At 35.7% G+C, this 13,016-nt stretch carries 10 protein-coding genes; 8 read left to right on the top strand and 2 right to left on the bottom strand.

The window, feature by feature from the left end; all coding sequences use genetic code 11:
• Both AC00Y6_RS15170 and mobV read left to right on the top strand, forming a co-directional pair.
• The coding region (locus AC00Y6_RS15170; protein ID WP_474491459.1) for a toprim domain-containing protein at window positions 1-518 on the top strand (518 nt) is incomplete at its 5' end.
• A 155-nt stretch (window positions 519-673) separates the two neighbouring features.
• A complete protein-coding gene (mobV, locus tag AC00Y6_RS15165) occupies window positions 674-1,909 on the top strand; it encodes a MobV family relaxase (protein WP_474491458.1) in 1,236 nt (411 codons plus the stop codon).
• A 52-nt stretch (window positions 1,910-1,961) separates the two neighbouring features.
• Here mobV and AC00Y6_RS15160 read toward each other — a convergent pair whose 3' ends face one another.
• Together AC00Y6_RS15160 and AC00Y6_RS15155 are read right to left on the bottom strand one after the other, a co-directional pair.
• Window positions 1,962-5,135, bottom strand: coding sequence for a lipase/acyltransferase domain-containing protein (locus tag AC00Y6_RS15160; protein ID WP_474491457.1), 3,174 nt, complete (start codon window positions 5,133-5,135; stop codon window positions 1,962-1,964).
• A gap of 16 nt (window positions 5,136-5,151) precedes the next feature.
• Entirely contained in the window at window positions 5,152-5,688 is a 537-nt protein-coding gene (locus AC00Y6_RS15155) for a Riean_0653 family protein (protein WP_474491456.1), read from the bottom strand.
• Window positions 5,689-6,304: 616 nt separating this feature from the next.
• On the opposite strand from AC00Y6_RS15155, the gene AC00Y6_RS15150 reads away from it, so the two are divergent.
• The 6 genes from AC00Y6_RS15150 to AC00Y6_RS15125 all read left to right on the top strand — a co-directional run bounded on the left by AC00Y6_RS15150 (window position 6,305) and on the right by AC00Y6_RS15125 (window position 12,985).
• Window positions 6,305-6,886 carry a hypothetical protein gene (locus AC00Y6_RS15150; RefSeq protein ID WP_474491455.1) on the top strand — a complete coding sequence of 194 codons (582 nt, stop codon included), beginning with the start codon at window positions 6,305-6,307 and terminating at the stop codon, window positions 6,884-6,886.
• A 73-nt stretch (window positions 6,887-6,959) separates the two neighbouring features.
• Window positions 6,960-7,268: a hypothetical protein gene (locus AC00Y6_RS15145; RefSeq protein ID WP_474491454.1), complete on the top strand. Its 309-nt coding sequence runs from the start codon at window positions 6,960-6,962 to the stop codon at window positions 7,266-7,268.
• 624 nt (window positions 7,269-7,892) lie between these two features.
• Window positions 7,893-8,654, top strand: coding sequence for a sensor histidine kinase (locus AC00Y6_RS15140; RefSeq protein WP_474491453.1), 762 nt, complete (start codon window positions 7,893-7,895; stop codon window positions 8,652-8,654).
• Window positions 8,644-9,312 carry a response regulator transcription factor gene (locus tag AC00Y6_RS15135; RefSeq protein WP_474491452.1) on the top strand — a complete coding sequence of 223 codons (669 nt, stop codon included), beginning with the start codon at window positions 8,644-8,646 and terminating at the stop codon, window positions 9,310-9,312. Before AC00Y6_RS15140 ends, AC00Y6_RS15135 begins: the two co-directional genes overlap by 11 nt.
• 199 nt (window positions 9,313-9,511) lie before the next feature.
• Entirely contained in the window at window positions 9,512-11,695 is a 2,184-nt protein-coding gene (locus AC00Y6_RS15130) for a T9SS type A sorting domain-containing protein (protein WP_474491451.1), read from the top strand.
• A gap of 45 nt (window positions 11,696-11,740) precedes the next feature.
• Entirely contained in the window at window positions 11,741-12,985 is a 1,245-nt protein-coding gene (locus AC00Y6_RS15125) for a hypothetical protein (protein WP_474491450.1), read from the top strand.
• Window positions 12,986-13,016: the final 31 nt, after the last annotated feature.

Below are 13,016 nucleotides of genomic sequence, written 5' to 3'. Positions count from 1 at the left end.
CAATGCATCATTGCAAAGAAGTGAGCTATTTGGTTAATGACAAGAATTATTTTGCCATTGGTTATAAGAACGATATGAATGGGTATGAATTACGGAATAAATATTTTAAAGGTTGCACATCAAAAGCTCCCACCACAAACGGAGTCGGGAATGATGTCTGCAAAGTGTTTGAGGGCTTCGTGGATTACCTTTCGTATTTAACGCTCAAAAATACCTTTCATTTGCAGGAAAGCAGTGTTGTTCTCAATTCTGTCAGCAATCTGGAAAAAGCCGAATCGTTCATCATATCACATAATACTATAATGACCTATTTAGATAATGATGAAGCCGGACGAAGAGCGACTTCCTATTTAAAATCTTTGAGTAAAAATCTCATTGACAAATCGAGCCATTACCAAAATCAAAAAGACCTGAACGATTATCTGAAAAGTGAGAAAAATCTAAAAAATAATTTGGCTAATGATATTGAAGAAAGTATAAAATCAGAACAGGCAAACTCTTATAGACGGAAAAGATAGCGGTTGCACGGCAGGCTTTTGATAGAAAAAGCCATAGCTTATTAGGGCTTTTTCTTAACGCTCCGTTGCACTACACTAAAAAAGCCCCAATAAGCCAAGGGGGGAAATCCCCCTTTGGAAACCCCCGAATTATTTAACCATTAAATTTAAGAACAATGTCATATACAGTTTTACATTTGGAAAAAGCAAAAGGAAATGACTCCGGAATGTCCGCTCACATTGAAAGGACAATCCACCCAAAAAATGCAGATTCTTCACGAAGTCATCTCAACAAAGAAATGATTACTTATCCTGAAAAAATTAAAAACAGAACTTCGGCAATACAATATAGGTTAGAAAACGCCAATTTGAAAAGGAAGATTGGAACCAATCAGGTGCGGGCAATTCGTATTATGCTGTCAGGAACTCACGAAACAATGAAAGCCATCGAGAACAATAAACAATTAAATCATTGGTGCGATGATAATCTAGATTGGTTGAAAGAAACATTTGGAGAAGAAAATTTGGTTTCAGCAGTATTGCATATGGACGAAAAGACACCTCATATCCACGCTACTATTGTTCCGATTGTTTCAGGAGAAAGAAGAAAAGCAAAAAAAGAGAACACTGGCAGTTATAAAAAGAAATATCAAAATAGCAACCGCCTTTGTGCCGATGATGTAATGGCAAGAAATAAACTGAAGCATTATCAGAACACTTACGCTACTGCAATGGCAAAATACGGATTAAGACGAGGAATAGAGGGTTCAGAAGCCAAACATATTTCTACAACAGAATATTATCGGGACTTACATATTCAAAATCAACAGTTGGAGCAGGAAAAGAATATAAAACAATCCGAGCTTAAGTCAATTGAAAAAAATATTTCTTCAAAGAGGATTGTTGAAAATTTTGCCAATGCGATAACGGGCTCTAAAACTAAGAAATTGGAAAAGGAAAATCAGCAGATGAAACAAGAAATTAACATTCTTAGGATTAATAGTGAGAGAGAAAAAGGAAAGATGCAGAATACCTTTTCAAAACTTGAAAGTACATTAGAAAAACAAAATAATATATTTGACAAAGTATTGAAATATCACCCTGAAATCAAAGATTCTCTTTCTATTCTTGAAGAATGTGAAAAAATGGGAATGCCTCCGGAGCTAATAAAAATGCTATTAGAAAAGCGAGAAATCCATATCAGCGGAGAAATCTATTCTTCAAGGCATTTTAAAAGGTTCAAGGTTGAAAAACTAAAATTAAGTATTGAATTTGATAAAATGGAGAAAGGTAAAATTCTAAAAATTAGTGGCGAACCGAGTCAAAAGTGGCTGGAAGAAAAATACAGAGAAAGTTTGAGAAATAATTTTTCAAGAAATGAAGAAATAAATAGTAGAAAAATGAAACGATAGCATATTTAGTGAAAAGAGACTGCATTTTGGCAGTCTCTTATTTTAAAAGACGTTAATTTTTTATAAGTGTTTGGTTTATTAAAGTATTATTGTCTTTTGAGACATTCACAACATACACACCATTAGGGAAACTCTGCAAGTCAAATGTATCTCCTGTTTTTGAAATCACAATAATTCCTAAACTATTAGCAACAGTTATCTGATATTGATCTCCTTGTTTTGCCATTACTGTCTTATTTGAGACACAAGGAGGTTCGATGATTTTTAGAACAGCATAGCTATCTGAAGATTCTTCTGTTTTTGCAATAGAAAATGTTTCACACGGTGCTGCGGGCGGAGGTGTAATAGTTACTGTTTGAGTTGATGTTCCGCATCCATTAGTTGCTTCCACTTTAACTACCATTGTCCAATTATTATTTTGTCCACTTGCAAATCCTTCAAATTGGTTACTATATGTATGAAGAGATACGCCATATTGCGGATTTGACGACAATTTTGTCCAAGTTACTTGTGTAATTCCTTGCTCGGATCCTACAGGTGTTGCATTACTATTACTCAAATAGAAGTGAGATTCATTGTAATAATTTGGGTTGTTAATCTGTGACACACTAAACATCGGCTTTCCTATCCAAACTTCTTTAGTGACTGTATTGGATGCTCCACCACCAGCTAAATATGCCTGTAACTTTAGCAAACCACTTGCATTCGCCTTAGGAGTAAGTGAGATTTGCGGTTGGTTAGTTGGACCATTAATATCAATCAGGTTAGAACCATTTAGGATCGACCATTGGATTGTTGGTGCAAAACCTGTCGTATAAGTTGCAGTATCATTTCCACATAATAGTGCATCACCGCCAATTTTTACGTTGCTTCCACACAAAAAAGAAGTAGTTAGTTTTTGATCTTTAGTAGCATCCGAGAATTGATTAAGAATAAACTGCCTATTTCTGATACTGAAAGAAATATGATTGTTATTTTCAGAAGTAGAATTTCCAATCTGTTCCGCTACAAAATTGGCAAAGGGTACATCTGCACTATCATCTATCGGAGAATATAGTTTTTGGTATTCTGACTCTCCAAGAGTCATATTGCCTAATTTATAATCCAGTGCGCTTGGAGTAGGAACAAATGAAAAATAGGACACTTCTAAGTAATTTTTGATAAAATCAGGCATAGAACTTTTGGGAAACCGATACTTCCCTCCACCGTATTTATCTATAGGTAGTACATTTTGAGGTTGATTTCTGCTTCCTGACAATAAAGTATTTTGAGCCGGAATCAGCCAAAGTATTTGCTTCTTGTAAACAATTTTTCCGTAGTAAAGTTGCTTAGACTCATTTAGATTTGTCATTGGATAAGCGTCAAAATCATAATAATATCTTGACTGACCTGGTAAAACAGATATAAACAATTGCCAAGGATCTAAAGTCAGACCTCCTATCAGGCCTCCAATAATATCTATAAACCAACCTTTGCTGTTATGATGGTATGCAATCAAAGTTTGCATATTTTGGTCTGTGCCACATTCACTTCCATTGGAAATTGCAACATTTCTAGTTTGTTGCGGATATCCTTTCGCTTTTAAAGTCGCTTGCCAAGTATTGTGCACAGAATTGTCAATATTATAATTACTATTTACATAATTAATAAGCATTTGTTTAGAAGCTGGTGTATCAGCGATAGTAAGGATATCCCCAGCTGGGGCACCCCCTGTAAAGGCAGGTGTGAAAATGTAATTAATTCCTGCTACAATCGGAGACCTAAGAAATGTTTTGGAAATATTACGCATTAAATATTGCATACTGATAGGCGTATTAGCTCCCAAATGCGGAGCATCGTGAGAAATAAACAGACTGGCATCGTGGTTTTCGCCGTGGTCTTCCATATCCTTAAGGGCATATCTTGCGATAAGTCCACCCATACTTTGTCCCATTACCACATTTTTAGCATTGCCCACCTTGTGTTGGTTCACCCAGCGGATTGCTTTTTTGAAAAGTTCTGCATTGTTCTGGATATAATCTGTCCCAATCCCCCAATCAACATAAATAACATCATAGTCATTCAATTTTATTCCTAACTGACTATATTGATTTACACTTCCTAAAAAAGTTTCAATTGTATTATCACCACCTTCCTGTCTTGGGGCTGTAATATGACCAGAATCAAATCCTTCTGCTACAATAAACGGTTTGGTAATCTGTGTTTGTCCTGCGCGTAGTTTTATATATAAAGTCAACTTCGGCTTATTGACCACTGTAGGGGGAAAAGGAATAAAATACTGGTAATTCTCTAATTGTACTTTCCAATATCCGTTATCCGTGAGCCCACTAACAGGTGAAACTGCTTGATATTGATTATCTATATCTACATACTTTTCCAAATCTCCAGAAACAGTGAATTTATTTTTTGAATATAGAATTTGTCCATTGGCTAATGTCAGCTTATAGGTCCAGGTATATTCTCCAACTGCTGGATAACTTACCGGTATTATCTGCCCCATTGTTATTGTTTGAAAACTGGAACTATCCGAAAATTTAACTTCTAAAGATGAAATCTCGCTATTATAGTTGCTTACGAATAATGTGGAAGGAAATACTACATTGAAGTGCATTTTATTATGACTACCAGCAATAGGAGCCATTGCAAATACTTTATTTATATCATAAGGATTTTGCCAGATACCGTTGCTATAAACATCCACTATTTTGTTTTGAGGCGTAATTGCAAGTGAGCTGGTTGTAATATTTGAAGTTCTGTTATCTGTAAAACTTGAAGCCATACTTTTGAATGCATTCTGATTGCTTTCAGAAAACTGGTTGTACTTGAAATATACCCCTGCAACCGTAATTAAATCTATTGTTTGATTTTTATACCAGTCATTCTGAAAGTCATTTGGATTTTTCAGGGTGCCACCGTTGGACGAAATTTTACTCATTATCAGTGTGCTGTACACATCGCTGATGATTTTAGAGGTGGTAAAAGAACTGTCCGTAGGAATCCCGCTGTATTTTTTGAGATCTGCAAACTCCATCCCTGCATCCAAGAGCAGACCTGTTTCAATTTTTGATTTATCCAATTCTGAAAAAGGTAACAAAAGTGAGGATTCAATTGCTTGGTCAACAGGATCAGTTGGTTTTACTACCATTTGTTGATTAACTTGAATTTGTGCACATAAAAAATTTGATAGCGATATAAATACTGCTATAGAATATAGTTTTGTTTTCATAAAATATTTTTTTGTGTTAGTCGAATTTTTTGTCGAAACGTCCGTCTGTAATAGTTAACACTTTTCCGTTATGATCTATAGCTTTCAGTTCAAATGTTCCGCATACCATTTGATCACTCAAAAGATTTAATTTTGTGATTTTTAATTTGCCAATATATTCTGAATTTGGCTGTGTCATATATCCATTTCCACTATTGTCAGAATAATATGCATAATTATAGTCTGATGTATCTATATTTTCATATAAATCATAAGTTCTATTTAATTCAAAGTCTTCTATTTCCGCTTTAAAAAAAATTCTACTCTTATCTGATATATGTCTTAAATCTATCTGAATTATTGTAGTATTATTAATTTTTTCACAAAATGTCCCTGCTCCTCCGGTAGAATTAAGATAGCTTTCTGTTGCTACCCACACTCTACCATCCACCAAAGCTCCAGCTGTATTTTTACCAGATTGTGTGGCTTCGGGTAGAACATTGGGATCAGATTCTCGGTCTTTGCAAGAGAAAAGGCATAAAGAAAGAATGGCTAAAAAAAGAAAATTTTTCATGTTGTTATTTTGTTTTGAAATTATGTTAAAGATAGGCAATAATAAGAGGTAATAAATATTAATTTTTTAAGAAATGAGAAAAAACATTATAAATTATACTGACTTTTTATAATCTGGGCATTGGCTAACAGACGAATATCAGTAGAATGTCTTATACATCTAAGACTAAATTGGAACTGGTATATTAGTTATTTAAGAAAGTATCATCGTATTTTTTAAAGTGAGCAAATTCTATTGCTGCATCTAATAGTAAACCATTGGGTATTCTGTCTTTTTCTAGATCAGCAAAAACGCCTTGCAAAGTATTTGCCAGTTGTGCCTCTCCCGAATCTACAATAACAGCTTGTTGCTGTGTTGAAATCTGAGCAAATCTCGTGATACTCCATATTCACAGTTAAATTGAAAAGAGATCACCGACAGTTATAAAAAGAAACATCAAAACAGCAACCGCCTTTTTGCCGATGATGTAGTGGCAAGAAATAAACTGAAACATTATCAGAACACCTATGCTGCCGCAATGGCAAAATACGGATTAAGACGAGGAATAGTGGGTTCGGAAGCCAAACATATTTCTACGTCTGAATATTATCGGGACCTACATATTCAAAATCAAGAGTTGGAACAGGAAAAGAGCATAAAACAATCAGAGCTTAAGTCTATTGAAAAAAATATTACTTCAAAAAGGATTGTTGAAAATTTTGCCAATGCGATAACAGGTTCTAAAACAAAAAAATTGGAGCAGGAAAATGAGCAGATAAAAAAGGAAATGATTGGTTTAAAAAATCAAAAAGAAAAGGAACAGGGCAAATTAATGGAATCAGTTTCAAAACTAGAGAACAACATAGAAAAGCAGCAAAAAGTTTTTAATAAACTATTGGACTACCACCCCGAACTTAAAGATACAATTCCGATTGTGATAGAATGTGAAAAAATAGGCTTACCTCCTACGTTTATTAAAGCATTACTGGAAAAAGAAGAAATCCATATCAAAGGAGAAATTTATTCATCACAGCATTTTAAAAGCTTCAAAGTTGAAAATCTAAAAATGAGTATTGAGTACGATGAAAAAGAAAAGGCTAAAACCCTAAAAATTAATGGAGAAAAAAGCCAGACGTGGATGGAAGAGAAATATAAAGAAAGTCTAAAATTCAGTTCATCAAAAAATGAGGAAATTGCTCAGAAAAGAATAAAGAGATAATTGAAAAACCACGTAGAAATACGTATTGCATAAATACATCCAATAAGATATTTTTGCTAAAACATTAAATTTTATGGATATTAATACAAACTCAGGAGACATTATTACATTAGATGAAGCAAAGCAGTTAACACATTCTTTTCAAAAACGCTATCCTAACGAAAAAAAAGCGTTCTTTGTAGGAAAAGATAAACTACAAAAGATTTTGGAGCAGGATGGTTGCATAGGATTTCGCATTTATAATGGCTATAACGATGAAGAATCAGAAAGCAACAGGGTTTTGGTAGGCGTTGATGAGAAAGGAAACGATATGATAGATGGTTTAATTTTGGACAGAGTAATACCTTGCCCTCCATATTGCAGCGGCTCCGGAGGTCTGTAATTTTAGTATGTTAATATTCATACATATCGTATTATTAGCCGGTCTTATACCGGCTATAATAGTTTTTTCACATCGAGGTGGAATCGAAAAGGTTGGGGCTATATTACCCTTTCTGCTTTTGGTGGCAATCAGTTCCATATATGAATTTGTTTTTACCCTCTTGTTACGAATAGATGTCAGAATATGGTTTACGGTTTACAATTTGTTTTCATTCGTTGCAATATTTTACTTTTTCCATAAGATATATTATCCAAAATATAAGCTTATATTTATTTTTTTCCTATTGCTTTTTCTAGCATCATTACCCATTACATTTTTTATAGATATCGGTCTTTATCAATTTCTAATTAAGCAGTCAATATCCTCGGGCTTAATAACATTATTTACTGTTATAATGAGCATTTTGTGGTTTATGAATATTTTTCGAAAAATGGAAATTCCCAACCTTTGGAAATCTCCCGTTTTTTACTATGTTTCTGGATTATTAATATACCATTCTTCAACATTTTTCTTAGATTTACTCAGCAATACGTTGTTTAAGAATGATAAAGAAAATTTCATAGATTATTGGGCTATTAACATTATCGCAAATCTTGTTTTGAGATTATTATTAAGCATTGGGGTATGGAAGCAGTTTTCGAAATAGATTCTTTGTTTTGGATAGGCACAGCATTTATGTCTTTATTAGCCATCTCGATTATTATGCTGGCTCTTTTTTACCAGAACCAAATGAATGAGGTAAAAAAGAAAGAAAATCTTTTTAAAATGAAAGCCGTCTTAAATAAGGAGCAGGAGGAAAGAAAAAGAATTTCCGAAAATCTTCACGACACAGTTTCGGGAAATCTCGCATCTGTTAATATGTATTTCGGACTCTTAAAGAACAGGATTAGTGATCCGGAAACATTGGAAATAGTCACAGAGGCCTCGGCTGAAATAAGAAATACACAAGAGGAAATAAGGAGAATTAGTTATAATCTTATGCCACCCGTACTTGTAACCTCAGGATTTATTCCTTCAATAGAAGAGCATTTGCGGAAGAGCAGCATCCGAAATAACTTTCAGTACGAGTTTATCGACGACGGGTTTACTGAGAGTTCACCAGAAAATTCTTATCAGTTATTGCAGATTTTAGCCGAATTTATTACAAATAGTTGTCGTCACGGTAAATCAACATATATCAAAGTAAGGATACATTTTAATGAAAATCTGCACATTGAATTTTTTGATAATGGAAAACCATATGATTTCTTCACGGAAATTGAAAGTTCTAACGGATATGGCTTAAAAAATATCATATCGAGGGTTGAAGCAATCAATGCGAAATTACAACAACTGCCGACTAAGCAAGGAAACCTGTTTAAAATCATCCTTAAAAATGAAAATTAATATTGCCATAGCAGACGATCATAAAATTTTCAGAAAAAGCTTAATCAGGCTTATTAATGATTGTGAAGATTTCATAGTGGTGATGGAAGCTTCAAACGGCTTAGAACTTTTAGAAAAGCTTTCAAGCATTGAAACAGAAGTAGACATTTTGTTGCTTGACCTTCAAATGCCGGAAATGGATGGTTTTCAGTGCCTTCAGATTCTGGAAAATGATTATCCTGAGATCAAAACTATAATACTTTCTCAATTGTCCGCAGAGCATTATCTCAAAAAAGCAATATATCTGGGTGTTACAGGATATTTTACAAAAGATTCGGAACCTACTGAATTGTTAGATGCGATCCGGGAAATATATAACGGCGGTTTTTATTTTGAAGGCAAGCTAAAGCATTTGGTTGATGAAATAATTCAGGAAAATAGGAGTTACAGACAAAATTCGCCCATTCGTTTTGACTTTACAAAAAGAGAATTGGAAATTATTTATTGGTCTGTAATGGAGCTAAAAAGTAAAGATATTGCCAAGAAACTTGGGATAAGTTACCGAACTGTAGAAGGGCATAAATCCGGGCTTATAAAAAAGACGGGAGCAAAAAGTTTTCTTGGTGTTATATTTATTGCATTAGAGCTCAATCTGCTCATCAAAAATCCTTCTTTTTAAAATTTTTTTCAAAAAATTTTAACTCTAAAATCACGTAGAAATACGTATTGTTTTTTCAAAATTAAACTTTCAACTTTGCCTCACTTGTAACTGAGTGTTACAATTAATTAATTCTTTTGACGGTAACGGCTCCTAAATCTGTAGGAACGATTTTTTGTTTGATGTCCATTTTGCTTTTATTATTAAAATCTGTCACTTTATGAATAAAAATTTACTGATTCTCTATTTCACATTCCTTATCTCATTTTTACAAGCCCAAAGTTCCGATCTGGCGTGGGTAAAACGCATTGGCGGAGATACTTCTGTGACAAGTGCAGTCTATGGACCTGCCGTGGCGGCAGATGAGCAGGGCAATAGTTATACGGCAGGAGTTTTTATACAGGGAACATATAAATTAGATGGTATTATCATTACAAGACCAGCAAGAACCTCTACTGGAGGATATATTGCCAAATATAAACCTGACGGCACTATTGCTTGGGCTAAGCCTTTGGGCAACATCCAATTATTGACTTCAGGAGAAGTGAATATAACCAAGCTCCTTGTTGACAAAGAGGGCAATATTTATTTTTGCGGAAAAAGTGCAAAGGATGCAGCAAGTGTTATTGGCAACTATTATATTACAGATGGATTTACCAGTACATACGGAAATTACAAAACCCATTTTCTGGCAAAATTAGATACAAATGGCAATGTGCTTTGGGTAAAAACGACTGACCACCCTGATTATGATTACTGGAAAGGGTATGCAACAGTCACTAATGAACTTTTTTTTGATGATGATGGCAATGTCAATATGACCGGAGGGTTTCAGGATTATATGACGTTTGATGATAACCATACCCTAACTACCAATACCGGAGAAGCAGGGGTATATCTTACGAAATACAGCTCGCAAGGCGATGTGTTGTCCGCAAAATTATTGCAAGGCACCTATCCCGAAAGTCAATATTATACCGAGCAGGTAAAACCCGATGCATCGGGAAAACTGTATCGCTGGTCTAACAAAAAGAATACCCAACAAAATCCAAGAATACTATACCGCTATACTGCACAAGGAGAATTGATTGATTCCAAACCTATCACAATGGTTTCTACGTCCAGCATTTTGAATAGTATATATGCCAGTGGTTTTGCAGTAACTCCTAGTGGAGATGTCCTGATTGGTGGTTATTGGTTGGGTAAAACCCTTACAATTGAGGGACAAACTTATACTGGGCACAGCACCAATTCCGATGACCAGGCGGAATCCGATACTGATGGGTTTATATTGAAACTTAGTTATCCTGAATATCTTGTAGACTGGGTATATTTGGAAAAAACAAATGATGGAGATAAGTTTCAATATCTTTTAAGTGATGATTTAGGAAATATCTATGGTGCTGGAACTTTCAACGGGATGTATACACCGATGAAAATAAAAATTTGTAAATTAAGTGCTACAGGAGTGCCTCTATGGCAAAAAATCATCAAATCTACAGACCCAAATGCTGTTAATAAGATACGGAATATATCAGCTTTGGCACAGACTCGTAACGGCGGCAATATATGGTTATCGGGCTATTATGAAGTGCAGATTTATTTTGATGAAAATCATATTTTAACAGCACCACTAAATAACAACAGCAATTTCTACAACGGCTTTCTTGCAAAATATGGCACTTGTAATACAGCAAATCCAGTGCTAGATGCCCCTGTAAGCAACGAGTTGTGCGAGGGAGAAAGTCTCACGCTCTCTGCAAATATATCCAATCCTGCCCTTACCTACTTCTGGAGCACACCCAACGGCAATGTACCGGCAGAGATTAACGGCTCCACAGCTACACTTACCCTTACCCAACCGGGCAAATACGCCCTCATTGCACAGGAAAATGCAGAATGTTACGGTAGCTCTCAGGAGATCTGGATTACGCAGGTTCCAAAACCGGATGGCGGGATCACGCAGAACAATCATATCCTTACCGCCACCGCTACAGGAGAAGGCGTTACTTACCAGTGGTTGGATTGTGATAACGGCAATTATCCGATAGAAGGTGCCACCGCACAAAGCTATACGGCACAGACCAATGGCTCCTATGCCGTACAAGTAACCAATGCCAAAGGATGCAGCGTGATTTCAGAATGCAGGCAGATACAGTATCTTGGGGTAAACGAGTTGCAACAAAATGCGATTGTTTTATATCCTAATCCTGTAGACAACCAACTGTTTTTGAAAACCGAAAGCAAAGTGAAAAAAATAAGCATTATCAATATGCTTGGGCAGACGGTTCTGGTAGACAGAAATTCCAAAGAGACTGATGTTTCTGCTTTACCAAAAGGCTTGTACATTCTCTTGGCAAAAACGGAAAAAGGGCATTGGAAAGGAAAATTCCTAAAAAAATAAACCAAATCATTTTTTATATATTATTAACCGGTAAAATTATTTACTATGAAAAAATCAATTAAACATTTTCTGAAGAATCTGCCGATGGTAATTCTTCTGTGGGCGGGCATTATTGTCGCCCAACAACCTGTAGTACAGGTACCTATGAACTGTAACGTGGTGGTCGCCGGCACCGGCACGGGTGCAGCAACCGGAATGGGTGGTAAGGTCGGTAACGGCGGTGTGGTTGTAATGCCGGATCCAGGCAGTGGTTCTTTTACCATTATCGACAATGGCGCAAGCCTCAGCACACTTAGATTATGGGGTGATTTGTCATTTACGAAACGTCCTGCTGATATCGAACAATCACAAACAGCAACCACTTCGGCTGTTACGATTTACTCTTACAACAAAAACCTAAGACCGTCAGAAAATGATAGCCTAGCACGTAGCAAAGGACAGGTGTGGGTTTCATATAACAATGGTGGTTGTGGTGGTAGAATAGAGTTTGATATTTACAAGCAATATGATGCTTCAAATGTTCCTCCTATTGTTGGTCCGGACTGCTGGCTACCTGATACGGATTATACTTACTCCGTAGATCAGATTGCCAGTGATAATCTTGGTGATGAGATAGGTGTTGATGAATATTATTGGACGGTTTCTAATGGTTCAGAATCTATCAGTAACATCTATACTTCTGCAGATAAGAGTTCCATTACGTTCAAAACTCCAGTTACGCTTGACGGCAGCTGGTACGTAAAGGTGTGCTATGGAAGGGCAAACGGATGGGATGGAAATGCCGGCGGCACACATACAACCTGCGTTACCAAATCTGTTGGAAATATTCCGTTAGAACCAACTCTTAGCCCTAATTTAAGTACTGATTCTCCAAATTGTATAGTTACAGGAACAACATCATATCCAATAACAATTACACCAGTAGCCGGTTATACATATGAATGGATATCAAGTAATCCGGCTTGGGATCTTGTCCAGTCAGGTGCTCAGGGGTCGGTTCTAACAATTAGCAACCTGGATAATAATCCAGGGATATTAACATTGAAAATTACCAATGGTACTTGTGAGCCAAGAATTTTTACTTACCCAATTGAGAGAACTTTTGCTCCAGAACTAGGTATTACAGGTAAAAATGGTGTAGCACCAGTTACGTGTATTGATTCGGCAACAGAATATTCGTTACCACAAAATGCTTTGGGAAATAAAACCAACTGGACAATTTCACCAATAGTGGCTGGTGGTCCAACGGTAGTTGCAGGTTCAGGTAGTGGTGATAAGTTTGCTTTTTAATAATAGTTTAGATAAAAAGTTAAAAAATTAC

The sequence above is a fragment of the Epilithonimonas sp. genome, from assembly GCF_056329745.1.
The sequence above is the reverse complement of the archived record's forward strand: the minus strand, read 5'-3'. Positions and strand labels throughout refer to the sequence as shown.

Coding starts and splice junctions, on each gene's coding strand:
- mobV (WP_474491458.1), top strand. CDS start 674: ATGTCATATACAGTTTTACATTTGGAAAAAGCAAAAGGAAATGACTCC.
- AC00Y6_RS15160 (WP_474491457.1), bottom strand. CDS start 5,135: ATGAAAACAAAACTATATTCTATAGCAGTATTTATATCGCTATCAAAT.
- AC00Y6_RS15155 (WP_474491456.1), bottom strand. CDS start 5,688: ATGAAAAATTTTCTTTTTTTAGCCATTCTTTCTTTATGCCTTTTCTCT.
- AC00Y6_RS15145 (WP_474491454.1), top strand. CDS start 6,960: ATGGATATTAATACAAACTCAGGAGACATTATTACATTAGATGAAGCA.
- AC00Y6_RS15140 (WP_474491453.1), top strand. CDS start 7,893: ATGGAAGCAGTTTTCGAAATAGATTCTTTGTTTTGGATAGGCACAGCA.
- AC00Y6_RS15135 (WP_474491452.1), top strand. CDS start 8,644: ATGAAAATTAATATTGCCATAGCAGACGATCATAAAATTTTCAGAAAA.
- AC00Y6_RS15130 (WP_474491451.1), top strand. CDS start 9,512: ATGAATAAAAATTTACTGATTCTCTATTTCACATTCCTTATCTCATTT.
- AC00Y6_RS15125 (WP_474491450.1), top strand. CDS start 11,741: ATGAAAAAATCAATTAAACATTTTCTGAAGAATCTGCCGATGGTAATT.